This window comes from Undibacterium sp. Jales W-56, from assembly GCF_025548535.1.
Lineage (GTDB): Bacteria > Pseudomonadota > Gammaproteobacteria > Burkholderiales > Burkholderiaceae_D > Undibacterium.
The window spans coordinates 128,852-154,365 of the sequence record NZ_JAJLQW010000002.1 but is presented as its reverse complement, the minus strand read 5'-3'; the positions used below and the strand labels follow the sequence as shown (position 1 = coordinate 154,365).

The following is a 25,514-nucleotide window of genomic DNA, read 5'->3' as shown; positions in this document are numbered from 1 at the left end:
AGGATGAATTAATGATGACTTATTTGGTACCAAACAAACGATCACCGGCATCGCCCAAACCAGGCACGATATAGCCATGATCGTTCAGACATTGATCGACCGAAGCCGTCACGATGGGCACGTCCGGATGTGCTGCCTGCATGACTTTGATGCCTTCCGGTGCCGCCAGCAAGCAGACGAGCTTGATGGTGGTTGCGCCACTTTTCTTGATGCGGTCGATTGCCGCCACTGCAGAGTTGCCAGTGGCCAGCATAGGATCGACCACGATCACCAGGCGATCAGCGATGTCTTCCGGTACCTTGAAATAATATTCGACTGGCTGCAGCGTGACTGGATCGCGGTACAGACCGATATGACCGACGCGTGCTGCCGGTAACAGATCCAGCATGCCGTCCAGAATGCCATTGCCAGCGCGCAAGACGGAAATAACGCAGAGTTTCTTACCGCTGATGGTCGGTGCTTCGATAGTTGCCATCGGTGTTTCGATGGTCACGCTTTCCAGCGGCAGGTCGCGTGTGACTTCATATGCCAGCATCTGGCTGATTTCACGCAACAAGCGACGGAAGTTGTCCGTCGTGGTGTCTTTGCTGCGCATCAGGGTGAGTTTGTGTTGCATCAGCGGGTGTCTGATTTCGGTCACGTAGTCTGACAAGATAATTCTCCGTAAATTGGGTGTTCAGTTGATGTTCAAAATGAACCAGCCGCTATTTTACGTCCCCGCGCCTCTTGTGTGAGTGAAGCAGGCAAGTCTTTTTCATATTTTTCTCCCTGATTCGATGAATTGCTAAAAATGGAATTAAGCCTGTTTTCCGGTTCTGCTCTTTCAATTGTTTGCAAATGTTTCAGTGATAATCCATGTTAAGAAGTTCCGGCGAGCCGCCGCACTCAACACAGTCGGCCACCAGGAGCGGTTACCAAATCAGGAGCAGGGTATGGATGCGAATCAAACATTGTTAAACAGATTATCCCTGGGCTTAGTGCCTATGGACGCTGGTCAACGGGATGATTTTCATACTTCTGACGAGGCGCTGGAATCGAACTCCCGCATCGACATCAAAGGCATCCGGGAAGCGATTGCCCGTGTAGAAGCTGAGGCCCGGGCAACAGTTGCTACCGAAACCCGGATACAGGCGGAAGCCCGCGCCCGTGCATTAGCCGAAGCCAGGGCCGAAGCGGAGGCCGAAGCTGCCAATCTTGCGCAACAAAAAGTCCAGTTAGAAGAAGATGCGATGGCGGGCAGTCATGCGCGCCTGATTGCCGAGCGCCAGGCTCGTGCCGCCAGCCAGGCCAGAATCGCCGCTGTCAGTCAGGAGACGCAGGATTTACAAGAGCGCGCCAGACTAGAAACCTTAGCGCGTGAACAGGCCGAAAAACGTTCCAAACTCGAATTGGAAGCCAAGCAAAGAGCCACCGAACAATTGCAAGCCGATACCGAGATCAATGCCAAAGCGAAAACTGCCGCAGAGAGACTCGCCAAAGAAACCCAAAATGCCCGCAACTGGGCTGCCGAACGCTTTGCCGCATCGCAATCCGCAAAAAACGAAGCTGAAGAGCGGGCCCGTGCCGATGCCCGTATCGCAGAGTTAGCCAGAGAACGGGAGCGCCGTGATAAAGACGCGCGTGAAACTACTGAGATGCTGGCAAAAGTCCGCAGCGAAGCGCTCAAAGTCAGCCAGGAGCGGGATCAGGCCGAGGCAATGGCATTGGAATTCGCGATTAATCGCGCCCCGGCCGAAGTCCGTGCGCGTGAAGACGCCTTGGCAAGGGTCGCGGTCGAGCAAGAGCATGAAGCGATCGCCCAGGCCCGTGCCGAATCGGATCGCCGTGCAGCCTCCGCGATACAGCTGCGTATGCAAGCTGAGCTGGAATTGCGCAATGCCTCCGCCAGGCGTGAGCAATCCGAGGTGGTTGCCGCGGCCACGGCGCAAGCACGCCGCGATGCAGAAGAGCGTATCCAGCGCGTGACTGAGCAGCGGATCCAGACCGAAAAAGAACTGCAGTCACAGGCGCTGATGCGTATCGAAGTCGAACAACAGGCCGATGCCGAAACCCGCGCCCGGCTTGAGGCAGAAGCTGAGGCCGCAGAGCAGGCTAAACAGCGCCGTATCGCAGAACAACATGCCGCCAAGGTCGCCCAGCAACGTGCACAAGAAGAGCAGCGCGTCATGATGCTGGTCAAAGAACGTAGCATGGTTGACCAGCAGGCCGAAGAGATCGCCAGAGAACAAGCTAATTCGGAGCAACAAGCCTTAAAAGCATCGACCTACAAAGCCGTTGTGCTGAAGAAAGCGAATATTGCCTCTGCGTTAAAGGCGCGCAATGCGATGGAATTGGCAAAAGCTGAAAAAATGCGCGCAGAAGCCGAAGAAAAAGCGGCGCAGGCTTTACAAGAAAAACTCATTCTCGAACAACAAAAAATTGACGAAGCCAATGCCCGCGCCAAGGCAGAGCAAGCCCATGCGGAAATCCTGCGCATGCAGAAAGAGGCGGAGCAAGTTGCCCGCATCGCACAAGAAACCAGTTGTCAGGCAGAGAAATTGACCTTGGAGAAAACCATGGAGCAAGTCGAATTGCAGCAACAACTGGCCGCGGCCCATCTACAAAAAGAACAAAAAGCGAATGAACTGCTGGCGGTGCAGCAACAACGCACGCAAGACGAAATAAAAGCGCTCGACGTAGTACAGGAGAAGCTGCTGGTCGAGCGCAAACGTGCAAATGCCGTACAAGAGGTATTGAAACTCACCCAAGAAAAGCTCGTGATGGAGCAAGTCGCGCAGATCGAAACCGAGTCACGCCTGCGTGCCGAACAAGAGGCCAAAGTAGTGGCGCAAGCCAAAGAACAATCCGAGCGCCAGCAACGCATGGCGCTCGAGGCGGTGGCGACTGCCGAGAAGCATGCGCTGGAACAAGCGCGCATGCAAACCGAAATGCAGCGCAAGGCGGCAAAAATAGCCTTGGTCAAAACCCGTCAAGTAGTTGAAATCACGCGTCTGGAGCAAGTGCGTTTTGAAGCAGAACGCGATGCTGCCCTGGCTGCGCAAGAAAAACTCGAAGCTGAAAAACAAGCCACGGAAGAAGCGCTCGCGCGTGCCCAGGCCGATCGCGAACACACCGCCTTGCTACAAGCGCGTCACCAACAAGAAGCCGAGGCACGCGAAGCACGCCAGGCACTGATTCAGGCTGAACAGGTGCGTCTGGAAAAAATTACTGAGCATGCCGCATTGCAAAAGCAAACGGCTGCCACCGCACAGTTAAAAGTCAGTGAATTATTGGAACTGCAAAAAACCTTGACGCAACGTGCAGAGTCCGAGCAAAAAGCACTCGATGCGATCCAACAAAAATTACAGGCAGAAAAACAATTATTAGCCGAGATCGATGCCAAGATTCAATTGGAACGCGAGCAGGAAGCGGCACACTTAGCCCGCCTGGAAATCGAAAAGCAAGCCAGACAATCGGCTGAAATTCAATCAAAAGCTGAGCAAGAGGCATTGGTGCAAGCGCAGGCTGCAGCGGCAGCAGAGCAGGAGGCAGCCTTGGCTGCCGAAGCACGCGCACTGACAGCGGCGCAATTGACACGTCTGGAAAAAGAAAAAACTCTGGCGCAACAAAGTGCCTTGGCTGCATTGCAGGATAAACTCGCTTTGGAAGAGAAAAAGGCGCTTGCACTTAAAGAGGAGAATCAATCGCAGCAAGAGCGACTGGCTGCCGAAAAACTGGCATCCGATGCGGCGATAGCCAGAGCCGAAACCGAAAAACAGGCAGCAATTCTTGCCCAGTCCCGTGCTGTAATTGAGCAACAAGCAAATGCCGCAGCAGAAGCGGATCTGCTGGCACAACAAGAGCTGCATCAGCAAGTCAAGACTTATGCAGACACCAAGCACAAGGCGCATCAAGTTACCGTTGAAAAAGCGCACAAGCTAGCCGACCTGGAATTGGCTGCCCGTCTGCGGCTGGAGGCTGAGGAAGCCTTGCTGGCGACAACCGCAGCGAAACTGGCTGCCGAGCAAAATACACTGCAAGAAACCAACGCCAGGTTAACCGCCGAACAAGCGCTAGCGCAATTCGCAGAGGCGCATCAACAGGCTGAAGCTGCGACGAAAAAAGCAGTTGAAGCCGCTTTGCGTAGCAGTGAATTGTTGTATCAGGAAATCGCCGCACAAGCCGATGCGCAAACGCTATTGGCTCAATTAGCAGAAAAAAATTTAGCGGAGCAACAAGCTCTGGCAGGTTTAATCGTCGAGCGTACCGATGCAGAAACCGCTTTGCAGGCATCGATACAAGAACGTCTTGATGTAGAAGCCCGCCTCCTGATTGCAGCTCAGACCCGCAAACAGGCCGAACAAGAACAGCAGGCTCTGGCTCAGGCTCGCTTGCAGGCAGAAGAGGAGTCCGCACTCAGTGTTGAGTCGTTTAATTTGCAGGAAAAACAATGGCTGACGGTCTCTGTCGAAGAATCCCTGGTCAAACGCCAGGCCGCAGCTGCGTTGCAAGAAAAAACACAATTGCTGCTGACATCTGCCGCGGCAGAACGTGAACGTCTCGACACAGAAAGCGAATTGTCGGCACAATTGCAAGCCAAGCTTGATGCAGAGACGACCGCGCAACAACAAGTGCAGGAGCGTTTATTCGCCGAGCAAGAACTTGCCCGGTTAGCTCAACAACGTGCTGAGCAAGAGACGATGGCAAATCACTACGCGCAAGAATTATTGAATGCTGAGCGCGCTTTGTTTGCTGCTTCAACTGAGCATGCCGAGGCGAAACAAACGGCTCTGGCCGCTACCGAAAATAAAGTGCGCGAAGCAACCGAGTTAGCCCATCTGGAAAATGAAAAAGCGGCGTCAGAATTACAACTCGTCAGTTTGCTTCAACAAAAACGTTTAGCCGAACAATTGGCAGCGGAAGAGGCTGCGCAACGCGTTCAGGCAGAGCATGACTATCTCGCTGTATGTCAACGTAAAGCGCAAGTCGAGCAAGATGCACGTGAGGCAGCGCAGGCCAAGTATCTGGCGGAACAAGAAGCGTTACTGCTAGCGCAACAATATGCGCAAACGCAGGCGCAACATGCAGCTTTAGCCCAGGCACATGCCGATGAATTATTGACTCTGCAGCATAATGAGTTGCAAGCCGCCGAATTAGCGCAAAAAAATCTCATCATGACGCAAGAGCAGAATCAATTGCAGGCCGATGCGATCAAAACCAATGCGCTTGCACTTGAAACGATCAATCAAAAAATGACGTTTGAAAAACAATTATTGAGCGAATCGGAACAGCGCGTCCAAATTGAACGAGAGCTTTGCCTGCAAAGCGAGCGTCGCCTGCAAGCAGAACAGGCCGCAATCATCGCCGCACAGGAAAAACTGGCGCTGGAAAACCAGCTCACTCAAGCAGCAGAACAAGTGATGCAGGCCCGTGCGTTAGTTGAACAGGAATTGAGTAAACAAGAGCAATTGCAAGCTGAGCTGCTCGCGGCTGAGCAAGAGCGCCTGCAAGCACAGCAAGCGATTAATCAGTCCCTGGAAAATCAAAAAGCGGTCGATGAAGAATTGCATCAACAAGCCTTGCAACGTATTGCTCAGGAACAAAGAACGCATGAGTTATTGCAAGAAAAATTGATGGCAGAGACGCAAGCGGCAGCAATAGCAGAAGCGGCTCAAACTGCGGCGGAAGAAGCATTGGAACTAGCGCAGCGCCAGTATGAAATATCCTTGATTCAAGTCCAGAACGATCAGATTGCGAAACAAAAAAAGGCCGAAGATTTGCGCTTGCAGTTAGAGCAGGAGCACCTGCAGGCAGCAACAGTTGCCAATGAGTTGATTAACCGCTTGTCTAAAAATCAGGAGCAAAGTGCAGTCTGGCGTCAACGTGCGCAAGAGATGCTGGCACAAGCACCGGTAGTAGTCGAATTGCCTGCCGATTTTAATCATGCTCCAGATGCTGGATTACCAGGATTTCGCCTGCGTACTTCCGTTCTGGCTGGCGTGTTAGCATTTGCCAGTGTGGCAACAGCCGCGGCCTGGGGAACGTTGAGCTTTCAGCAGACTTCGCATGCTGCGGTATTGCAAAATGCCGATGTATCTCGGCCTGTTGCAGCCGCATTGCCAGCACAGGCTGCCGCGCTTAAGTCTGATGCCAACTTACGCATGTCTTATGAATTGAATGCAGTGAGTGGTACGGCAAAAAAATAAGCCGAAGAAGTAACCTAGGGTTTCATCAAACACTCGGGCGTCTGTACCTTACCTCGGATAGCCTGCGCTTAATCCAGCGTAGTGGACAAGATGAATTTGACGACCCAGCGGTCTGAGATACTCGTCATCCCGCGTCCAACCCCGAGATTAATCTCGGATTTTCCAATTTTGGAATCCAAAACTATCAGGGCAAGCTCGTTACGGCGACTGCGCGGCAAAAAATGGGAGAGCGGGCCAGCGTCGACAAAATACTCCATGCTCACCGCATTTGATTTATCTACCTGGTATGACAGCTTGGCCGATGGTTCAAATTTGGCTTTTCTATCCTCGCCGCTCAATGCGGTGGTGACCGCCGGATTCATCGCAAAATGCCAATCGGAAATCCGATAACCGAGAATAGGTCGGAACTCTGCCTGCCAAGTCCGCTTGTCATCTTCCTGTGACGCGTAGCCCAGTTCGGTACGAGCTCCCCAATAAAAACCATCATCGTCATCATGAGGAGCTACATACTGCAGTTCCAGATTGATACCGTTTGAGTACCAATTTCCATTGAGTCGTGTTACTGGGGCCTGGGCACTGATTTCCCATTGCTCTGATAACCCATACGCCAGTTCTCCCAATCCTTGAAAGAGTCGTCCAGAATCAGGAGAAAAATTTGACGATGGTCGTGCCACACTCGATTGAATCTTGAGAGTTTTGCTGCCCGGTGTACTTATATCGTCCGTCAGTACCCGAAAATCATTAGGTGGCGCTGCCAGAGTTAATTCTGAAGATAGACTGAGTCCAACGGATAGAACAAGCATCACCCATGTACGTATGCCAATTCGGTAAAAATGTGAGGGCGGGAGCCGTTTCTGTCGTGTAGTCATCGACATAAGCCGTAGATCAGAATGATTTAAACTATCAGACCGCTGAGCTCTGACCAACACCTCTCTCCGTAAAGAGATCTTGTTGGAGGTAGACGGAATTGCGCAGAAATTTTTGAACATATATTTTTCATTTGACACGCGTTGCACTTCGGACATAAGGAATTTAAGACGAATCCCGGATGCTGCCACGTAAAGCTTGTTAAATCAATACTGACTTGCAACAGAAAGGCGAAGGCGCAAGAGGGATAGTCTCAGGAATAAAACGCGATATCGTCGTCGATACGCAAGGCTTATTGCATACGATTTACGGTGACGATGGCCGAGACGTCACTGATAAAACAGAGGTATTTGAGAGATTCACGTTGCACCAAACATCCTTATTGCAAGTCATATAGGTACTGGTCGATGAGGTAATGCCGGAGAGCCAGTTATCCAAGGCGTCCGCGACATATTGGCCGCTCCCGTAGAAATTGCTAAACCAGATGAGCTCCACACTTTAGTATTCATGCAGCAGTGCTAGCTCTTACAATCTTCTTTCGCCTGACTTTAAAAATCCCGGCGACGTTGGAAGAAACTCAACACTATCAACACTATCAACACGAGCCCCAGTTTGTTAGTTTGGTTTTCTTCGTATTGCTAAGAGAGTAAAAAAATTCTGAATAGATTCTCAGATAGAAGGAAGGGCGATGAGAACGACGAAACCACCATTCGCATGATTGGAAATGCGGAGCCGGCCGCCATGACGTTTAATGATTTTATCGACGATTGCCAATCCCAGGCCCGAGCCATTGGCCTGACTGCGTGAGGTATCCGCTCGGGTGAATGGACGTAGTAAGCGCGAGATGTCCTCGTTTTCTACCCCCACGCCATAGTCTCGCAAGTTGATATACAGGCCTTGTTTTTTCTCTTTATTTTTATAGGCACATTGCAGATCGATTTTGACTATATCCGTACCCGGGGTTTTGCCATAGCGTCGGGCATTTTCAATCAGATTATGAAATAGTCGTTTCAGTTCCACGGCATTGCCGGAGATGCGTACGTCAGCCGTAATGGACGAACGGATTTGTACGTCCGTCAGGCGAGACGATTCTTCCACCACTTGGATAAGTAATTCGGTCAGGTCAATGGTGTCGAGTGCGACGGTATTCAGGGGTTTCGCATAGTCCAGAAATTGACCAATAATATCGTCCATCTGACCCAGATCACTTTGCATGCCATGGCGCGACTCTTCCGACAGGTTTGCCATCTCGACTTCAAGCTGCATGCGGGCAAGCGGCGTCCGCAGATCGTGGGAAATGCCGGCCAGAATGATCGCGCGATCGGATTCAATACGTTCCAAATCCTCAACCATCTGGTTAAAGCTGTTGTTCGTTTCTTTAATTTCCTTTGGCCCTTTTTCCGGCAACGGCTTGGGTATTTTGCCTTTGGCCAGCATGCGTGCAGCATTGCTCAGGCGCGCAAGCGGATCGTTAATCAGTTTTGAAATGATTGCTGCGCCTATTAGCGTCAGGAATAAAGTAGTCGCAGCCCATCCTAACACTTGTATGCCCGTGGTTTGTTCAATCCGTTCTTGATCCAGTCGCAGCCAATATTGGTCTTCATCGATATCGAAGCTGATCCAGAATCCACTGACGTCATTCACGTTTTTGGCAAAACGGGTCGTTTTACCTAATTTACGCTGAATCGCAATGCGTAACTCTTCGAATGCCGGCGTAGGCTCCTGCTCTTCAACATTGTCCGTGTCCTCAAGCAAATACACGCGAATGCCATCATTGCTGGCAAGATCGAATAGCAATTCTCGACGTTTGTCCAACGCAGAGTGGGTCAGGGCGGCACGGGTGATGGTAACGATGGATACGACTTGGGCAGCGATTTGTTGCGTACGCGGAGCGCGTTCCACCATGCGAAAGCTGGCGAACCAGGCCACCATGCTACTCATTACCAGAATTGCCAGGAGGAAAAATGTGCGCCAAAACAGTCCGCTTCCTAACCAGTCAAAACTATTCAGATAAGTACGCATTGAGCGAGGGTGTAATTGAGGTGAGGAAGGTATGAAAAATACAATACGGAGATCTCAGATCCGAAGAACCTGCATAGAACGCGCCAGTTGCAGGCATATCCGGTTTAATTGGGTTTAGCGGGATTGTCCATCCGGGATGAACACGTATCCCAGACCCCAGACGGTTTGAATGTAAAGCGGATTCGATGGATCCGGTTCGATCAATTTGCGCAAGCGTGAAATCTGGACGTCAAGGCTGCGGTCGAATACTTCATATTCGCGACCACGGGCAAGTTCCATCAGTTTCTCGCGTGACAAAGGCTGTCTTGCATGTCGGGCGAATACTTTTAGTACAGAAAATTCACCTGTGGTCAGGCTAATATTTTCCTGGTTTTTTTTCAGTGTACGCGTCGCGAGATCCAGAACGAAATCGCCGAATTCAAATGTTTGAGGGCCTTCCGATGGCGCGCCTGGCAATTCATCCGGCACTTTGCGGCGTAGCACGGCATTGATGCGAGCGACCAATTCACGCGGGCTGAAGGGTTTTGGCAGGTAATCGTCTGCCCCCATTTCCAGGCCGATGATACGATCCACTTCTTCACCCTTGGCGGTCAGCATGATGATTGGCGTCTTATCACCGGCACCGCGTAAACGCCGGCAAATTGCCAAGCCATCCTCGCCAGGCAGCATTAAATCGAGCACCAGCAGGTCATAGCGTTCGCGTATCCATAGCTTATTCATTGCCTGGGCATTTTCAGCGCTGACGACATTGAAACCTTGCTCTGTTAAATAGCGGCGCAATAAATCCCGTAGTCGCACATCGTCATCAACGACTAAAATTTTTGCCTTGCTGCCACTGCTATTGAGGGAATCAGGAGAGGAATTGATATTATTCATGCTCGTATGTTACCGTCAGAAATGGAGTTGATTGGTAAATATTGTTAATGGATTACAAACTGTTACAGACTTTACTGATTTGCTGCGTCGTGTGGATATAACACCGCATAAACTCAAGTCAAGTAATTAATTAGCTGCTCATCGACAAATTTAGGCTTAGAATTTCGCTTGAATCATAACGTAGTAAATGATTTGTCTGGAAGAGACCTTCCGGTTTTTTGCCTTACTCATTTCGACTAACCAAATGAATATATCGTACTTACGCTGTTCTGTGCTTGTGTTGACGCTGATGTCGGCAGGCGTTGCATGCGCGGAACCTGGACGATTTGGTAATTTCTTTGGTTTTCCAAGGGGACAGAATAATGCGCATCAGGCAGAACGTAAAGAGCAAAAAATATTGCAACAAGAGCGGAAAGTGAACTCGCAGCCAGTCCGTGACGGGGGCGAACCAGAGGGCATCGATGCGAAAAAAAATCTTGAGCACGCTGCTGCGGATAAGTCGGAAACGACCCAGAAACGCAGTCGTATGACCTTAGATGAGCGCCGGGCTCTGCGGCGTCAGATTCAGGATGCGGGACATGATATTTATGTCCCTTCCAAGTAAATAGCTGTTCAGATTCGATAAAAAATTTTATCGACGATGCTGCTTCATGATTTTTTGCTGCTCTCTTTGCCAGTCACGTTCTTTTTCCGAATCCCTCTTGTCGTGCTGTTTCTTCCCTTTTGCTAAGCCAATCTGACACTTCACCCGTCCATTGGTGTAATGCATATTCAATGGAACCAGGGTATAGCCCGCGCGTTCCACCTTGCCAATTAGCTTGTTAATTTCTGCCGCATTCAAGAGCAACTTGCGTGTACGTACCGAATCCGGATGGATATGGGTTGAGGCGGTAGGCAGGGCGCCGATATGGGCGCCGAATAAGAAAATTTCACCGTTACGGACAATGACGTAGGCTTCTTTTAATTGAGCGCGGCCTGCGCGTATGGACTTAACTTCCCATCCTTGCAATACAATACCGGCTTCGAATTGTTCTTCGATGAAATAATCATGGAAGGCTTTTTTGTTATCAGCAATACTCATGCAATATAAAAATAAATGACATTCTCTTCTTCACAACAGCAGCGTAAATGCATTGCCGCTGATGTTGGAAATAGAAACAGGTCGGTTAAAATTTCGAATGTTTTTCTAGCAAACGGGTCTTATTGATGGCAGTCGTACACAAAACAGTTTTTATCGCCTATAGCGCAGCGCAAATGTTTGCCTTGGTTGAACGGGTAGAAGATTATCCACAATTTTTACCATGGTGCGGCGAGGTTGATGTAGCGCAGCGCACAGAACAAGACCTGACCGCAACATTATCCATCAATTATCACGGAATTAAGCAGAGATTTACGACAAAAAATACGAATGCTCCACCCCATCTGATGGAGATGAATCTGGTGGACGGCCCATTCAGACAGCTACTTGGTCGATGGAAGTTCACCGAATTGCGTGAAGATGCCTGCAAGATTGAATTTGATTTGAGCTATGAATTTTCCAGTAAATTGCTTGAACACTTGATTGGTCCCGTGTTCAGTAAAATTGCGAATAGCTTCGTCGATTCTTTTTGCGCGCACGCGGAAAAATTATATGGATGATTCCAACAAAATTAAAGTCCAGATATGTTTTGCCACACCGGACGTGGTAACCATGCTGGAGATACATATACCCACTGATATGAATTTGCTGGATGCCATTGAGCAAAGCCAGATTTGTTTAAAACATCGGGAAATCGATCTCAAAACCTGTAAATTCGGGATTTTTGGCAAACTCAAATCGCCGGATACCTTGTTGCGAGACGGCGATAGGGTCGAGATTTATCGGGCCCTCGTCGCCGACCCCATGGAGGCTCGTCGGCGTCGCGCCAGAAAACAAGGTAAATAGCGATCTAACAGCTTATTGACAGCCAGCCATGGTGCGTTTTGCATCAGCTAATTCTTGTGCTCTTTTGCCATCGTCCATGTAACTTCGCTCTCCATCCTTTCCCGTAGTTGCAATACGGACGCCGGATTCCAGCGCTTTTTGGTATGACTTGGCGCGTTCGCAGTTCTTGGCTTTATCCGCATTATTTTGCGCTTCCTCTGCGGCTTTTTTGTCTTTGGCCGCTTGCTCGGCGCGACGCTTCATGAAGTCCTCATTTTTGCTGGCGGTCGTCACAGGCTTTTCCAGTTTGTTCTGGTCGGCATTGCCTGGAGTCGATGCAGCGGGCTTATCTGCCGCTGGCAAGCTGGTTTCCGCAGTTTTATTAGGCGCTTTGATAATCCGGTTCTTGGGGACATTCAAAGGCGGCGGCATGTCGGAGAATTGTTTGTTCCCTTTGTCGTCCAGCCACACATACTGCGCATGTGCCGGAACCGATATGAGCAACGCCATGATTGCGCCCAGAAAAAATGATGTTTGATGTTTGGTCATACTTGGCTTTCAGAAAAAATCAGGAGTAATCTCGGTGATGATTTTCCAGAGTTTTACACGGTACGAGACGTCTCGGCAAGTTTTCTGTATAATTCGGTTTTGCGCCTATAGGAAATACTATGCGTTTACTCCAAAAAGCACTCACTTTTGATGACGTGCTGCTCGTTCCGGCATACTCGAACATCCTCCCAAAAGATACTTCTCTTGCGACCAATCTGACTCGCAAGATCAAGCTGAATATTCCTTTGGTCTCTGCTGCCATGGATACCGTGACTGAGGCCAGATTGGCTATTGCCATGGCTCAGGAAGGTGGTATCGGCATTATTCATAAAAACCTCACTGCGAAAGAGCAGGCGAGAGAAGTTGCCAAAGTGAAGCGTTTTGAGTCTGGCGTATTGCGTGATCCGATTACGATACCGCCGGATATGAAAATACGCGATGTGATTGCCTTATCGCAACAGCATGGTATCAGCGGCTTCCCGGTAGTCGAAGGTAAATCGGTGGTTGGAATTATTACCAATCGTGATTTGCGCTTTGAAGAGGAATTGGATGCAGAAGCGCGCGCCAAGATGACGCCACGCGAAAAACTAGTGTTCGTTAAAGAAGGTGCGGATCTGGCCGACGCCAAGCGCTTGATGAATAAGCATCGCCTTGAGCGCGTGCTGGTTGTTGACGATGCCTTTGAGTTGCGCGGATTAATCACAGTAAAAGATATTCAAAAATCAACAGAACATCCGTTTGCCTCAAAAGACGAACAAGGTAAATTGCGCGTGGGTGCCGCTGTGGGCGTTGGTGCCGATAATGACGAAAGAATTGATTTGCTGGCTAAAGCCGGCGTCGATGTCATCGTCGTCGATACGGCGCATGGTCATTCGAAAGGCGTACTGGATCGCGTTCGCTGGGTAAAAACCAAGTATCCTCACATCGAAGTCATTGGCGGAAATATCGCGACCGCCGCCGCCGCATTGGCGCTGGTTGAGCACGGTGCTGACGCAGTGAAAGTGGGGATCGGTCCCGGTTCTATTTGCACTACCCGTATCGTGGCTGGTGTTGGCGTGCCGCAAATTACGGCGATTGCTAACGTGGCAAATGCCTTAAAGGGCACAGGCGTTCCTTGCATCGCTGACGGCGGCGTGCGTTTCTCCGGTGACGTATCCAAGGCTTTAGCGGCTGGCGCATCGACAGTCATGATGGGCAGTATGTTTGCGGGTACCGAGGAAGCACCCGGCGAAGTTATCTTGTTCCAGGGGCGCAGCTACAAATCCTACCGTGGCATGGGAAGCCTGGGTGCGATGGCGGACGGCTCTGCCGATCGTTATTTCCAGGATGCGTCTAACAACGCAGATAAATTGGTGCCGGAGGGAATTGAGGGACGTGTTGCTTACAAAGGCAGCGTTTTGGCGATCTTGTATCAGTTAGTCGGTGGTGTCCGTTCTTCCATGGGTTATTGCGGTTGTGCGTCGATCGATGATCTGCACACCAAAGCCGAATTCGTGGAAATCACTTCGGCAGGCATGAAGGAGTCCCACGTACATGATGTTCAGATCACCAAGGAAGCACCTAATTATCGTGCTGACTAGTGAAAGTGCGTGATAGCGTGGTTCGGGGTATTTGTGCAGTCAACAGGAGTCCGGTATGGCAAGTCAGCTAGATCGTTCTAATCCTACGACCGCTATTCAATTGAGCTCAGGTACCGGCAATTTGTTTGCTGAGTCCAATGAATCAAGAATTGCCCGGTTTGAACGTCTTGCCATCAAATTATTCGGGGTGTCGAATTGCCTGATTCATTTAGGCGATTTATCAGCCAGATTTGATCCAAGTGAGCGTTCAATGGCGGCAATAGAGGCCATGTTCTGCGCTAGCCTGGTGTTAGCCAAGGATCTGTTTGTTGTCGAAGATACGACCAAGCATCATGAGATCACGACGCACCCTCTAGTGACAGGTGCGCCATATATCCGTTTTTATGTGGCTTATCCAATCGCCGATCAAACTGGTGAAGTGATCGGCAATATTTCACTGATCGATTATCAGGCACACGCATTCGACGATGAATCTCGATTGCTGCTGGCGGACATTGCGATATTGCTGGAACGTGAAATCGCCTCAGGTATTTTGTATCAGGCTCATCAGGAGCTGGTCAGGCAAAATCGCAATTTGAAACGCGAGTCGTTGATTGATCCGATCTTGGGCACCTGGAATAAGGCGGCAATTAGCCGTTCGCTCAAAATCGAAATGGAACGCTGCCATAAATCGGAAAAGCCTTTGGCGTTGATTTTTGCGACCTTGGATCAGATCGCGCAGATTCGCGATCAGCATGGCATTGCATTTAGCGATATGGCGATGATCAGGGTGGTGAGTCGTATCCGCTCATGCGTCAGACCGTTTGATGCCTTGGGTCGTTTTGGCAACGATATTTTCCTGATCGTACTACCCGGCGCTTCGACCTTAGTTGCCACCGCAGTAGCAGAGCGCATCCGCATAGGGGTGATGTCGCATCCCGACCAGATCGAGGATGAGCTCGTGCATCTGACAATGAGCGCAGGGATCGTGTCAACTGATATGTACCCGGACGCCGAACCGGAAATATTAATCAGCCTTGCTGAGAAAGCACTGCTGTCAGCGAAAAACGCTGGTAACAATCACGTCGCGCAAGCAAGTTTCGCCCAGCCCGACATTATTATTTGACTGAAAAATTCATTTCCCATGCATTCAAAAATTCTCATTCTTGATTTCGGTTCCCAAGTAACGCAACTGATCGCACGCCGTGTGCGTGACTCGGGCGTTTTTTCTGAAGTCCATCCTTATGATGTCAGTGACGAATTTATTCGTAACTACGGTGCGGCCGGAATTATTTTGTCAGGCGGTCCAAGCAGTGTAACGGAAGGCGATACGCCACGCGCTCCGATGGCGGTATTTGATGCAGGCGTGCCGGTGTTAGGTATCTGCTACGGCATGCAGACGATGGCAGAGCAGCTTGGCGGCAAGGTGGAAAACGGTCTTGTGCGCGAGTTCGGCTATGCTGAGGTGCGCGCCCGCAGCCACACGGCATTGCTGAAAGGCATCCATGATTTTGTCACGCCAGAAGGTCATGGCATGCTCAAGGTCTGGATGAGCCATGGTGATAAAGTAAATGAAATGCCGGCTGGTTTTAAATTGATGGCATCCACAGATAATTGCCCGATCGCGGCGATGGCAGATGAAGAGCGTCGTTTTTATGCCGTGCAATTTCATCCGGAAGTCACGCATACACTACAAGGCGAAGCGATTATTTCCCGCTTCGTGCATGAAATCTGCGGCTGTAAATCCGACTGGAATATGCCTGATTATATTTCCGAAGCAGTCGAATCTATCCGCCAGCAAGTCGGTACGGATGAAGTGATCCTGGGTCTCTCGGGTGGCGTTGACAGCAGTGTTGCGGCCGCCTTGATTCATCGCGCGATCGGCGATCAATTGACCTGTGTCTTCGTCGATCATGGCCTGCTGCGTCTTGATGAAGGCAAAATGGTCATGGAAATGTTTGCCAATAACCTCGGCGTCAAAGTCATTCATGTCGATGCGAGCGCCCAGTTCATGGGACATCTGGCTGGCGTGACTGACCCGGAAGCCAAGCGCAAAATTATCGGTCGTGAATTCGTCGAAGTGTTTCAGGTCGAATCGGCCAAGCTGAAAAATGCAAAATGGCTGGCGCAGGGTACGATTTATCCCGATGTGATTGAGAGTGCAGGCAAGGGTAAAAAGGGATCGCATACCATCAAGAGCCATCATAACGTCGGCGGATTGCCGGATACCTTAAACCTGAAGCTGTTAGAACCACTGCGTGAATTGTTTAAAGATGAAGTGCGCAAACTGGGTGTCGCACTTGGTTTGCCGCATAGCATGGTGTATCGCCATCCGTTCCCGGGTCCTGGCCTTGGCGTGCGCATCCTGGGTGAAGTGAAAAAAGAGTTTGCCGATTTACTACGCCGTGCCGATGCTATCTTCATCGAAGAACTTCGCAATACGCAAGTCGAAGGATTGTCGGGCGAAAAAGCGATGTCTTGGTACGATGCGACCAGTCAGGCGTTTGCTGTGTTCTTGCCGGTAAAGTCGGTTGGCGTGATGGGCGATGGCCGTACTTACGAATATGTAGTTGCTCTGCGCGCCGTACAAACACAAGATTTCATGACTGCCCACTGGGCACATCTGCCACATGAATTGTTAGGCAAGGTATCCAACCGCATTATCAATGAAGTGCGCGGCATCAACCGTGTGGTTTATGATATTTCCGGTAAGCCGCCAGCGACGATCGAGTGGGAATAAGACAGTAAAAGCGAGCGAGTAATTTTGTGACTTACAGCGTTAAAGAAATTTTCTACACCCTGCAGGGCGAAGGCAATCATGCTGGCCGCCCTGCGGTGTTTTGTCGTTTTGCCGGTTGCAATTTATGGACCGGCAAGGAAGAGGACAGGGCGACCGCAGTTTGCCAGTTTTGCGATACCGATTTTGTCGGTACCGACGGCGAGCGTGGCGGCAAGTTTAGACAAGCGGCAGAGTTAGCAGCCACCATCGATCGTTTGTGGCCGCAAGACTATGCCGCAAGCAAGTATGTGGTGTTTACCGGCGGCGAACCTTTGTTGCAATTGGATGCTGAATTGATTGCTGCCATGCATGCCGTCGATTTTGAAATCGCCATCGAAACCAATGGCACCTTACCGGTGCCGGATGGCATTGACTGGATTTGCGTCAGTCCCAAAATGGGCGCTGAACTGGTTGTCCGCAAAGGGAATGAACTGAAAGTCGTGATTCCGCAATTGGGACAAAATATGCAAGCCTACGCTGCCCTGGATTTCCAGCATTATTTTGTGCAAGCCATGGACGGTCCGCAGCAAGCAAAGAATCTGCAGATCGCCGTTGAATTTTGCAAGCAGCATCCGCATTGGAAGCTCAGTCTGCAAACCCATAAATTTCTACAAATACCGTAATTTTCGTTACCATCGTTTAGGTCTTACATGCTCACCATCACAAGAAAAATGGAATTCGATACCGGTCATCGTATTCCTGATCACAACAGTCAATGCCGTAATTTGCATGGGCATCGCTATACCTTGCTCATTACCCTGACTGGCGATGTGGTGGAAAAAGATGGCGAGTCCGATAACGGCATGATCATGGATTTCGGCGACATCAAGGCGCTGGCAAACCAGTATCTGGTCGATCTTTGGGATCACGCGTTTATCGTGTACGAAAAAGATGCCGCTGTAAGAAATTTTTTGGAAAGTATGCCGAACCACAAAACTGTCGTGATTGACCGCGTACCAACAGTCGAGAATCTGGCCAAGATTGCTTTTGATATGCTCAAAGATGTTTACCATGATCGTTATGGCCGTGCCTTATCTTTGACTAAGGTTACTTTATACGAAACGCCCAATTGCTGGGCTGAGATCGACGGCTAATTGCAGCGCTCAGCTGTAAGCGTCGTTCATCCAGATTTATTTCAATAATTATCCAATGAAGACAGATGCGGATTTCATGCAAATCGCTCTCCAGCAGGCACAGCTTGCCTGGGAGTTGGGTGAGGTGCCGGTTGGCGCTGTCCTGGTCAAAGACTCAGAGGTGATTGCCTGTGGTTACAATCATCCCATCGCTAAGCATGATCCGACGGCGCATGCAGAGATCATGGCACTCCGTGCCGGTGCTGAAATTTTAGGAAATTACCGGTTACCGGGCTGCGAGTTATATGTAACTCTGGAGCCTTGCGTGATGTGTGCGGGCGCGATGATGCACGCGCGCCTGTCCAGAGTCGTCTATGGTGCCAGTGACCCAAAAACCGGCGCGTGCGGATCAGTTTTGAATCTATTCGATCAAGATAAACTCAATCATCACACCGATGTCATCGGTGGCGTCATGTCCGAGGCCTGCAGTCGTTTGCTGAAAGATTTTTTTGTTAGCAGAAGAGCGGCGCAAAAAAATCCGCCTCGGTCGACATCTGATTGTCCAAATGCGGCTAAAGTCGTTTAGCATAGCCAATACCATTGTACTAATTCATTTCACTCAGGACTATGCATGAACACTGATTTGCCAAAGTCAGATTTATCGACACGTGAACCAGGTGTTGCCATCGTTGGTATCAGTGGCTGTGCCATTGACGATATGGCGGTAGAGCGCGGTGTGCAAAACTTGCGTAACTCGGGATTTCATGTTCGCAATTACTATCAGCCGGATCGCAAGTTCCAACGTTTTGGCGCAACGGATGCAGAGCGAGCGGCACAAATCCATGCTGCGGCTGATCAGCCCGATATCGACATCATCATGGCTTTACGCGGTAGCTATGGACTGTCGCGTTTGTTGCCGTATCTTGACTACAAAAAACTGGCGCGTAGTGGCAAGTATTTTGTCGGCTATAGTGATTTTACGGCCTTGCAAATGGCCTTGCTCGCGTTGGAAAATAAATCAAGTATCGCCGGCCCCATGCTTTGTGATGACTTCGCCAGGGAAGACCAGAGTGAGTTGACCTTGATGAGTTTTTTCGACTGTATCAATCATCGTCGGCACGCTATCTGTTTCGATTCTGCGGATGCCGACGATGCTCAGGCCAGCGGTGTTTTATGGGGTGGGAATCTCGCCGTTTTGACGCATCTGGTGGGCACATCGTATTTGCCGAAAATTGATGGCGGTATTTTATTTGTGGAAGACATCGCGGAACATCCATACAGGGTCGAGCGCATGATGTTGCAATTGCATTTCGCCGGCCTTCTGAAAAATCAGAAAGCGATTATTTTCGGTAATTTCTCTGCGTATAAATTAGCTCCTCACGACAATGGTTATAATTTTGATGAAATGATCCGGTATTTACGATCGATCATCCCGGTTCCTGTTATTACGGGGCTGCCATTTGGACACATCAAAGATAAAGTATCTCTAGTGGTCGGCAGTCAGGCGACATTGACTTCACAGCAGGGGAAGATAGAGTTATTGATGGACTATCAACTATAAAGTTTGTTATTGAATGTGTGTGGATACAAATAAAAAAGCCGTGAGTTCAGATGAACTGACGGCTTTTTTTGATTAATTGCAGTGATTAATCTGCTGCGTAGATATCGTTGTCTTTTGTTTCTTTGATGAACAAAGTGCCGATGACAAAGGTCACTAAGGCGATGATGATCGGATACCACAGGCCGTAGTAAATATCACCTTTAAACGCAACCAGGGCAAACGCAGTCGTTGGCAGCAAGCCGCCGAACCAGCCGTTACCAATGTGGTAAGGCAAAGACATCGACGTGTAGCGAATGCGGGTTGGGAACATCTCCACCAGCATCGCTGCAATCGGGCCATATACCATCGTTACATACAGAACCAGGATGGTCAGCAGTAGCAATACCATCGGCTTGTCGATTTGCGTTGGATCTGCTTTTGCTGGATAACCTGCCGCTTTAATCGCATCGGCAAATTCTTTAGCAAATGCTTTGTCTTTCGCCGCCGCTTCTTCCTTAGGCAAGCCAGTTGAGTTATACGATTGAATCAGCTTATCGCCAACTTTAACTGATGCTACTGTGCCAGCCGGAGCAATTTCATTCGAATAGTTGACCGATGCGGCCGCCAGTTTAGCCTTGACGATATCGCAAGAGGAAGTGAATTTCTTGGTGCCGGTTGGGTTGAACTGGAATTGGCAATCTGCCGGATCAGCAGTTACTACCACCGGGGCATTTTTCAATGCATTTTCCAACGCAGGATTTGCATAGTGGGTCAAGGCGTTGAAAATCGGGAAATAGGTCAGTGCGGCGATCAGGCAACCCGCCATGATGATGGGCTTACGACCGATCTTGTCGGACAGGGAGCCAAAGATCAGGAAAAATGGCGTACCAATCACCAATGATGCCGCGATCAGGATATTGGCTGTAGCGCCGTCTACTTTCAAGGTTTGTTGCAGGAAGAACAGGGCATAGAACTGGCCTGTGTACCAGACCACAGCCTGACCTGCTGTCAAACCGACCAAGGCGAGGATAACGATTTTCAGGTTTTTCCATTGACCGAAAGATTCAGTCAAAGGTGCTTTGGAAGTTTTGCCTTCGGCCTTCATTTTGGCAAACGCCGGAGATTCATTCATGGACAAACGGATCCATACTGAGATTGCCAGCAAGAATACCGATACCAGGAAAGGAACGCGCCAGCCCCAGGCCGCAAATTCTTCTTCGCCGATGGCAGTCCGTGTGCCCAGAATCACCATCAGGGACAAGAACAGACCCAGCGTCGCTGTTGTCTGGATCCATGAAGTAAATGCACCGCGTTTACCGTGGGGAGCGTGCTCTGCCACATAAGTAGCCGCGCCGCCGTACTCGCCACCGAGTGCCAGACCTTGCAAAATCCGCAGAGAAATCAGGATCACAGGCGCCGCAATACCTATCGACGCATAGTTTGGCAATAAGCCTACGCAGAAGGTAGAGCCGCCCATGATCAGGATCGTGACCAGGAATGTGTACTTACGTCCAATCATGTCGCCCAGGCGGCCGAATACCAGTGCGCCGAAAGGGCGCACAATGAAGCCAGCGGCAAAAGCCAATAGAGCAAAAATAAATGCCGTATTTGGATCGGTACCTGCGAAGAACTGTTTTGCAATGATGGCTGCGAGTGAGCCATACAGATAAAAGTCGTACCATTCAAATACAGTGCCTAGTGAAGAGGCGAAAATAACTTTACGCTCTTCAGAGGTCATACTGCCTGACGCTGCTTGTGCTGTCGCCATGCTTGTCTCCTATTATGTTTTAAAGTTGTAGGCAAACTTGAGTTCGAACTATCCAAACTTAGTTTTTGCGCAGATTGAGTGTGCAAGCTGAAACTTACGGCATGCTTTCTTGAAACTTACAGAAACTTACGTTCGTTCATTATTTGCCCGAAAACATCAAAAAAATTACTTTATTTTTTTGCGAACGGTCGTACTAAAAATATGCTATTCTGATATTCAGCTATTTCATAAGCCTAGCCAGCCATGTTTTTTATGCGGGTCAGCTTCGCTAGTTATTGTGTATTGCCAAGCTTGTTGTAACCGTCACTTCATTCAAAATTATTAAATTAAACCTGTTAGGAGACTCACATGTCTGATGCTGTCATCGTATCCACCGCACGTACTGGCCTTGCAAAATCCTGGAAGGGCGCTTTCAACATGACGCATGGCGCCACTCTGGGCGGCCATGTATTGAGCGCAGCGATAGCGCGCGCGAAGATTGATGCGGCAGAAGTAGAAGATGTGATCATGGGTTGTGCGACCCCGGAAGGCGCGACAGGCAGCAATATTGCGCGCCAGATCGCCTTACGCGGCGGTTGCCCGGTCACCACGGCCGGCATGACCGTCAATCGTTTTTGTTCTTCCGGTTTGCAGACGATTGCCCTGGCAGCGCAGCGTATCATTGCGGGCGAAGGCGACATCTATGCTGCTGGCGGCGTCGAGTCGATTTCTTGTGTGCAAAACGAAGCGAATACGCACATGATCGTCGATCCATGGCTGAAGCAACATAAGCCGGAAGTCTACTGGCCAATGTTGCAAACCGCAGAAACCGTTGCCAAGCGCTACAACATCGCGCGTGAGCGTCAGGACGAATATGGTGTGCAGAGCCAATTGCGTGCGGCAGCGGCTCAGGCGGCAGGCTTGTTTAATGCAGAAATCGTCCCGATGACTACCGTCATGGGTGTTGCCGATAAAGCGACCGGCATGCTGGTCAGCAAAGAGGTGACGATCTCCGCGGACGAAGGTATTCGTCCGGATACTACCTTGGAAGCCGTCTCTAAGATCCGCTCGGCAGTGCCAGGCGGCGTGATTTCTGCGGGTAATGCGAGTCAGTTTTCGGATGGCGCCTCCGTTGCGATCCTGATGAATAGCAAAGTGGCTGAAGCCAAGGGCTTGCAACCGCTCGGCATCTTCCGCGGCTTCGCCATCGCCGGGTGCGAGCCTGATGAAATGGGTATCGGCCCTGTTTACGCGATTCCGAAATTATTGAAAAAAGCAGGTCTCAAAGTCGAAGACATCGGCCTGTGGGAATTGAACGAAGCGTTTGCCGTGCAAGTATTGTATTGCGCAGACAAACTCGGCATTCCTATGGATAAGCTGAATGTCAACGGCGGTGCGATTGCGGTCGGACATCCTTATGGCGTCTCCGGTGCGCGCCTGACAGGTCATGCCCTGATCGAAGGTAAACGCCGCGGCGCAAAATTTGTGGTCGTCACGATGTGTATCGGCGGCGGTCAAGGCGCTGCCGGCTTGTTTGAAGTGGTGTAAACGACTTACGGCTGGATTCACTGCTGAATGTGAAATTGAGATAAAAATGAGCAAGACGGGAGTCACCTGTCTTGCTTTTTTTAACCGCATGGACGATCAATCGTCCTGCCAACGCCAGACATCTGACTCGCTATGCAATCAAAAATCATCCCTCGCCGTGACCTCGATTTTTTGCTGTATGAATGGCTGAATGTCGAGTCCCTGAATCAGCGCGAACGTTTCGCCGACCACACCCGCGAAACCTTCAACGCTGCGCTTGATACCTGCGAACAAATCGCCACCGAATTATTTGCGCCGCATAACAAAAAGAACGACCAGAATGAGCCGCATTTTGATGGCGAAGTCGTGCATATGATTCCTGAAGTTAAAACGGCACTGAATGCCTTTTGTGAAGCGGGCCTGATGGCTGCCGGTCAAGACTACGAGCTGGGCGGCATGCAGTTGCCATGCGTGGTCGAGAAGGCGGGCTTTGCCTATTTCAAAGGAGCGAATGTCGGCACCTCATCGTACCCATTCCTGACGATAGGTAATGCCAACACGCTGATGAAATGCGGCACGACTGAGCAAATCGAACTGTTCGCCAAACCGATGCTGGAAGGCCGCTTCTTCGGCACCATGTGTTTGTCCGAACCGCAAGCAGGTTCCAGTCTGTCCGACATCGTCACGCGCGCCGAGCCGCAGGCGGATGGCAGCTACCGTTTGACTGGCAACAAGATGTGGATCTCAGCCGGCGAGCATGAACTGTCTGAAAACATCGTGCACCTGGTGCTGGCAAAAGTGCCGGATCAAAACGGCAAGCTGATCCCCGGGGTCAAAGGTATTTCATTGTTCATCGTGCCGAAAAAACTCGTCAATCCTGATGGCTCGCTGGGTGAGCGCAATGACGTTGTGCTGGCTGGATTGAATCACAAAATGGGCTATCGCGGCACCACCAATTGCCTGTTGAATTTCGGTGAAGGCAAGTACAAGCCGCAAGGCAAAGCAGGTGCGATCGGCTATCTGGTCGGCACCTTGCACAAGGGCCTGGCGAATATGTTCCACATGATGAATGAGGCGCGTATCGGTGTCGGTCTTGGCGCAGTCATGCTGGGTTATACCGGTTATCTGCATTCGCTGGATTATGCGCGCAATCGTCCGCAAGGCCGCAATCCGCAAGCCAAAGATCCGGCTACGGCGCAGTTGCCGATTATCCAGCACACCGACGTCAAGCGTATGTTGCTGGCGCAAAAATCCTATGTCGAAGGCGGTCTGGCATTGAACTTGTATTGCGCCCGCCTGGTCGATGAAGAGCGCAGCGCACCTGCAGCGGAGGCAAGGGCGAATGCTTTATTGCTACTCGATATTCTCACGCCGATTGCCAAATCCTGGCCATCTCAATGGTGTCTGGAAGCGAATAACCTGGCGATCCAGATCCACGGCGGCTATGGCTATACGCGTGAATACAATGTCGAACAGTTCTATCGCGACAATCGCCTGAATCCGATTCACGAAGGTACGCATGGCATCCAGGGGCTGGATCTGCTGGGGCGTAAAGTCGTGATGCAGGATGGCGCTGCATTCAAGGCACTCGGTGCCGAGATACAAGCAACGATCAGCCGCGCCGCTGCTGATTCCGCCTTAACGGATTATGCACAGGCTTTGTCGCTGGCATTGCGCCGGATTGCCATGGTCACGCAGCAATTGTATGGCGCCGGTGATTTGAATAAAACATTGGCCAACGCCTCCTTGTACCTGGAAGCCTTTGGTCATACGGTCGTTGCCTGGATCTGGCTGGAACAAGCTTTATTGTCGGTCGGCAAAGAGCAACATCATGATGCGAATTTTTATGCAGGCAAACTGCAAGCCTGTAGATATTTCTTCCAATGGGAACTGCCGAAAGTCCATCAACAATTAGACCTGCTGGCGAGTCTGGATACCACGACGCTGGATATGCAGGACGACTGGTTCTGACATCGTATTGACCTTATACATAAAAATAATCGGAGACAACTATGACTACTACAGCACGCACCTCGCAACAATTATTCGACCTCAAAGGTAAAACTGCATTGATCACTGGCGGCTCGCGCGGTCTCGGTCTGCAAATGGCGGAAGCCCTGGGTGAGCAAGGCGCCAAAATCGTTTTATCCTCACGCAAACAATCGGATCTCGATGAAGCCGTCGCTCATCTGAAAACCCGCGGTATCGATGCCAGCGCCATCGCCGCAGACTTAGGTAAAGACGGCAGCGTCAAACCGCTGGTCGATGAGGCGCTGGCGCGTTTGGGCCATATCGACATCCTGATCAACAATGCGGGGGCGACCTGGGGTTCACCGGCGGAAGATCATCCGGTCGAAGCCTGGGATAAGGTCATGAACCTGAATATCCGCAGCATCTTTTTGCTTTCGCAAGAAGTCGGCAAACGCTCGATGATTCCGCGTAAGCACGGTCGTATCATCAACATCGCGTCTATCGCTGGCCTGTCCGGTAATGCCCCCGGAACCATGCAAACCATTGCCTACAATACCTCCAAAGCGGCAGTCATCAATTTCACCCGCACGCTGGCAGGTGAGTGGGGTGTACACGGCATTACGGTCAACGCGGTAGCGCCGGGTTTCTTCCCCTCCAAAATGACCAAGGGCATACTCGAACATCTGGGCGAAGAAAAACTCGCCAAAGAAGCGCCATTGCAACGCATCGGCGATGACGAGGATCTGAAAGGGGTTGCCCTGTTGTTCGCCTCCGATGCAGGCAAACACATCACTGGTCAGACTCTGGCAGTCGATGGCGGTGTCTCTGCTGTGTAATTAAGCATATCTGGTTGCATTAGCGCATTAGCTGAACGCATAGGCTAATGCCGGCAAAACCAGTTTCACTGATACACGCA

The 25,514-nt window shown here is 50.5% G+C and carries 21 protein-coding genes; 14 read left to right on the top strand and 7 right to left on the bottom strand.

Annotation, left to right across the window (positions count from 1 at the left end):
• Window positions 1–19 precede the first annotated feature (19 nt).
• Window positions 20–652: a uracil phosphoribosyltransferase gene (upp, locus tag LPB67_RS06640; protein WP_262836322.1), complete on the bottom strand. Its 633-nt coding sequence runs from the start codon at window positions 650–652 to the stop codon at window positions 20–22.
• A gap of 280 nt (window positions 653–932) precedes the next feature.
• Here upp and LPB67_RS06635 point away from each other — a divergent pair, with 280 nt between their 5' ends.
• Entirely contained in the window at window positions 933–6,185 is a 5,253-nt protein-coding gene (locus tag LPB67_RS06635) for a hypothetical protein (RefSeq protein ID WP_262836320.1), read from the top strand.
• A gap of 68 nt (window positions 6,186–6,253) precedes the next feature.
• On the opposite strand, the gene LPB67_RS06630 is transcribed toward LPB67_RS06635, so the two are convergent.
• The 3 genes from LPB67_RS06630 to ompR all read right to left on the bottom strand — a co-directional run bounded on the left by LPB67_RS06630 (window position 6,254) and on the right by ompR (window position 9,950).
• The gene (locus LPB67_RS06630; RefSeq protein WP_262836319.1) at window positions 6,254–6,988 is read right to left on the bottom strand and encodes a hypothetical protein; all 735 of its coding nucleotides are present in this window, start codon (window positions 6,986–6,988) and stop codon (window positions 6,254–6,256) included.
• Between the two features lie 733 nt (window positions 6,989–7,721).
• A complete protein-coding gene (locus LPB67_RS06625; RefSeq protein ID WP_262836318.1) occupies window positions 7,722–9,074 on the bottom strand; it encodes an ATP-binding protein in 1,353 nt (450 codons plus the stop codon).
• A 114-nt stretch (window positions 9,075–9,188) separates the two neighbouring features.
• Window positions 9,189–9,950 (bottom strand): two-component system response regulator OmpR, encoded by a 762-nt coding sequence (gene ompR / locus LPB67_RS06620; protein ID WP_262836317.1) that lies wholly within the window; start codon window positions 9,948–9,950, stop codon window positions 9,189–9,191.
• Between the two features lie 187 nt (window positions 9,951–10,137).
• On the opposite strand from ompR, the gene LPB67_RS06615 reads away from it, so the two are divergent.
• The gene (locus LPB67_RS06615; protein ID WP_262836316.1) at window positions 10,138–10,554 is read left to right on the top strand and encodes a hypothetical protein; all 417 of its coding nucleotides are present in this window, start codon (window positions 10,138–10,140) and stop codon (window positions 10,552–10,554) included.
• Between the two features lie 27 nt (window positions 10,555–10,581).
• On the opposite strand, the gene smpB is transcribed toward LPB67_RS06615, so the two are convergent.
• Window positions 10,582–11,031: an SsrA-binding protein SmpB gene (gene smpB, locus LPB67_RS06610; protein ID WP_262836315.1), complete on the bottom strand. Its 450-nt coding sequence runs from the start codon at window positions 11,029–11,031 to the stop codon at window positions 10,582–10,584.
• Window positions 11,032–11,156: 125 nt separating this feature from the next.
• On the opposite strand from smpB, the gene LPB67_RS06605 reads away from it, so the two are divergent.
• Window positions 11,157–11,588 carry a type II toxin-antitoxin system RatA family toxin gene (locus LPB67_RS06605; RefSeq protein WP_262836313.1) on the top strand — a complete coding sequence of 144 codons (432 nt, stop codon included), beginning with the start codon at window positions 11,157–11,159 and terminating at the stop codon, window positions 11,586–11,588.
• Complete coding sequence (locus LPB67_RS06600; RefSeq protein ID WP_262836311.1) at window positions 11,581–11,874, top strand: RnfH family protein; 294 nt, start codon at window positions 11,581–11,583, stop codon at window positions 11,872–11,874. The genes LPB67_RS06605 and LPB67_RS06600 overlap by 8 nt, the downstream gene beginning before the upstream one ends.
• A gap of 12 nt (window positions 11,875–11,886) precedes the next feature.
• Here LPB67_RS06600 and LPB67_RS06595 read toward each other — a convergent pair whose 3' ends face one another.
• Window positions 11,887–12,363, bottom strand: coding sequence for a DUF4124 domain-containing protein (locus LPB67_RS06595; RefSeq protein ID WP_262836310.1), 477 nt, complete (start codon window positions 12,361–12,363; stop codon window positions 11,887–11,889).
• Window positions 12,364–12,521: 158 nt separating this feature from the next.
• On the opposite strand from LPB67_RS06595, the gene guaB reads away from it, so the two are divergent.
• The 7 genes from guaB to LPB67_RS06560 all read left to right on the top strand — a co-directional run bounded on the left by guaB (window position 12,522) and on the right by LPB67_RS06560 (window position 19,374).
• Window positions 12,522–13,982 carry an IMP dehydrogenase gene (gene guaB / locus LPB67_RS06590; protein ID WP_262836309.1) on the top strand — a complete coding sequence of 487 codons (1,461 nt, stop codon included), beginning with the start codon at window positions 12,522–12,524 and terminating at the stop codon, window positions 13,980–13,982.
• Window positions 13,983–14,037: 55 nt separating this feature from the next.
• Complete coding sequence (locus LPB67_RS06585; RefSeq protein ID WP_262836308.1) at window positions 14,038–15,087, top strand: diguanylate cyclase domain-containing protein; 1,050 nt, start codon at window positions 14,038–14,040, stop codon at window positions 15,085–15,087.
• An 18-nt stretch (window positions 15,088–15,105) separates the two neighbouring features.
• Window positions 15,106–16,701: a glutamine-hydrolyzing GMP synthase gene (gene guaA, locus LPB67_RS06580; protein ID WP_262836307.1), complete on the top strand. Its 1,596-nt coding sequence runs from the start codon at window positions 15,106–15,108 to the stop codon at window positions 16,699–16,701.
• A gap of 26 nt (window positions 16,702–16,727) precedes the next feature.
• Window positions 16,728–17,363 carry a 7-carboxy-7-deazaguanine synthase gene (gene queE / locus LPB67_RS06575; RefSeq protein WP_262836305.1) on the top strand — a complete coding sequence of 212 codons (636 nt, stop codon included), beginning with the start codon at window positions 16,728–16,730 and terminating at the stop codon, window positions 17,361–17,363.
• Between the two features lie 27 nt (window positions 17,364–17,390).
• Window positions 17,391–17,834 carry a 6-carboxytetrahydropterin synthase QueD gene (gene queD, locus LPB67_RS06570; RefSeq protein ID WP_262836303.1) on the top strand — a complete coding sequence of 148 codons (444 nt, stop codon included), beginning with the start codon at window positions 17,391–17,393 and terminating at the stop codon, window positions 17,832–17,834.
• A gap of 76 nt (window positions 17,835–17,910) precedes the next feature.
• On the top strand, window positions 17,911–18,399 hold the full coding sequence (gene tadA, locus LPB67_RS06565) for a tRNA adenosine(34) deaminase TadA (RefSeq protein ID WP_262836302.1): 489 nt from the start codon (window positions 17,911–17,913) through the stop codon (window positions 18,397–18,399).
• A gap of 45 nt (window positions 18,400–18,444) precedes the next feature.
• A complete protein-coding gene (locus LPB67_RS06560) occupies window positions 18,445–19,374 on the top strand; it encodes an LD-carboxypeptidase (RefSeq protein ID WP_262836301.1) in 930 nt (309 codons plus the stop codon).
• 85 nt (window positions 19,375–19,459) lie between these two features.
• Here the strand turns inward: LPB67_RS06560 and LPB67_RS06555 are convergent, their stop codons facing one another.
• On the bottom strand, window positions 19,460–21,121 hold the full coding sequence (locus tag LPB67_RS06555) for an MFS transporter (protein ID WP_262836299.1): 1,662 nt from the start codon (window positions 21,119–21,121) through the stop codon (window positions 19,460–19,462).
• A gap of 348 nt (window positions 21,122–21,469) precedes the next feature.
• Between LPB67_RS06555 and LPB67_RS06550 the strand changes: the two genes are divergently transcribed.
• From LPB67_RS06550 to LPB67_RS06540, 3 genes are all read left to right on the top strand, one after another.
• Window positions 21,470–22,648: an acetyl-CoA C-acyltransferase gene (locus LPB67_RS06550; protein WP_262836298.1), complete on the top strand. Its 1,179-nt coding sequence runs from the start codon at window positions 21,470–21,472 to the stop codon at window positions 22,646–22,648.
• Window positions 22,649–22,780: 132 nt separating this feature from the next.
• A complete protein-coding gene (locus LPB67_RS06545; RefSeq protein WP_262836296.1) occupies window positions 22,781–24,598 on the top strand; it encodes an acyl-CoA dehydrogenase in 1,818 nt (605 codons plus the stop codon).
• Between the two features lie 41 nt (window positions 24,599–24,639).
• Window positions 24,640–25,434 carry an SDR family oxidoreductase gene (locus tag LPB67_RS06540; protein ID WP_262836295.1) on the top strand — a complete coding sequence of 265 codons (795 nt, stop codon included), beginning with the start codon at window positions 24,640–24,642 and terminating at the stop codon, window positions 25,432–25,434.
• Window positions 25,435–25,514: the final 80 nt, after the last annotated feature.

Bases quoted from the DNA above. Each gene is read 5' to 3' on its own strand.
- LPB67_RS06635 (WP_262836320.1), top strand. From the start codon at position 933: ATGGATGCGAATCAAACATTGTTAAACAGATTATCCCTGGGCTTAGTG.
- LPB67_RS06630 (WP_262836319.1), bottom strand. From the start codon at position 6,988: ATGCTTGTTCTATCCGTTGGACTCAGTCTATCTTCAGAATTAACTCTG.
- LPB67_RS06625 (WP_262836318.1), bottom strand. From the start codon at position 9,074: ATGCGTACTTATCTGAATAGTTTTGACTGGTTAGGAAGCGGACTGTTT.
- ompR (WP_262836317.1), bottom strand. From the start codon at position 9,950: ATGAATAATATCAATTCCTCTCCTGATTCCCTCAATAGCAGTGGCAGC.
- LPB67_RS06615 (WP_262836316.1), top strand. From the start codon at position 10,138: ATGATTTGTCTGGAAGAGACCTTCCGGTTTTTTGCCTTACTCATTTCG.
- smpB (WP_262836315.1), bottom strand. From the start codon at position 11,031: ATGAGTATTGCTGATAACAAAAAAGCCTTCCATGATTATTTCATCGAA.
- LPB67_RS06605 (WP_262836313.1), top strand. From the start codon at position 11,157: ATGGCAGTCGTACACAAAACAGTTTTTATCGCCTATAGCGCAGCGCAA.
- LPB67_RS06600 (WP_262836311.1), top strand. From the start codon at position 11,581: ATGGATGATTCCAACAAAATTAAAGTCCAGATATGTTTTGCCACACCG.
- LPB67_RS06595 (WP_262836310.1), bottom strand. From the start codon at position 12,363: ATGGCGTTGCTCATATCGGTTCCGGCACATGCGCAGTATGTGTGGCTG.
- guaB (WP_262836309.1), top strand. From the start codon at position 12,522: ATGCGTTTACTCCAAAAAGCACTCACTTTTGATGACGTGCTGCTCGTT.
- LPB67_RS06585 (WP_262836308.1), top strand. From the start codon at position 14,038: ATGGCAAGTCAGCTAGATCGTTCTAATCCTACGACCGCTATTCAATTG.
- guaA (WP_262836307.1), top strand. From the start codon at position 15,106: ATGCATTCAAAAATTCTCATTCTTGATTTCGGTTCCCAAGTAACGCAA.
- queD (WP_262836303.1), top strand. From the start codon at position 17,391: ATGCTCACCATCACAAGAAAAATGGAATTCGATACCGGTCATCGTATT.
- tadA (WP_262836302.1), top strand. From the start codon at position 17,911: ATGCAAATCGCTCTCCAGCAGGCACAGCTTGCCTGGGAGTTGGGTGAG.
- LPB67_RS06560 (WP_262836301.1), top strand. From the start codon at position 18,445: ATGAACACTGATTTGCCAAAGTCAGATTTATCGACACGTGAACCAGGT.
- LPB67_RS06555 (WP_262836299.1), bottom strand. From the start codon at position 21,121: ATGGCGACAGCACAAGCAGCGTCAGGCAGTATGACCTCTGAAGAGCGT.
- LPB67_RS06550 (WP_262836298.1), top strand. From the start codon at position 21,470: ATGTCTGATGCTGTCATCGTATCCACCGCACGTACTGGCCTTGCAAAA.
- LPB67_RS06545 (WP_262836296.1), top strand. From the start codon at position 22,781: ATGCAATCAAAAATCATCCCTCGCCGTGACCTCGATTTTTTGCTGTAT.
- LPB67_RS06540 (WP_262836295.1), top strand. From the start codon at position 24,640: ATGACTACTACAGCACGCACCTCGCAACAATTATTCGACCTCAAAGGT.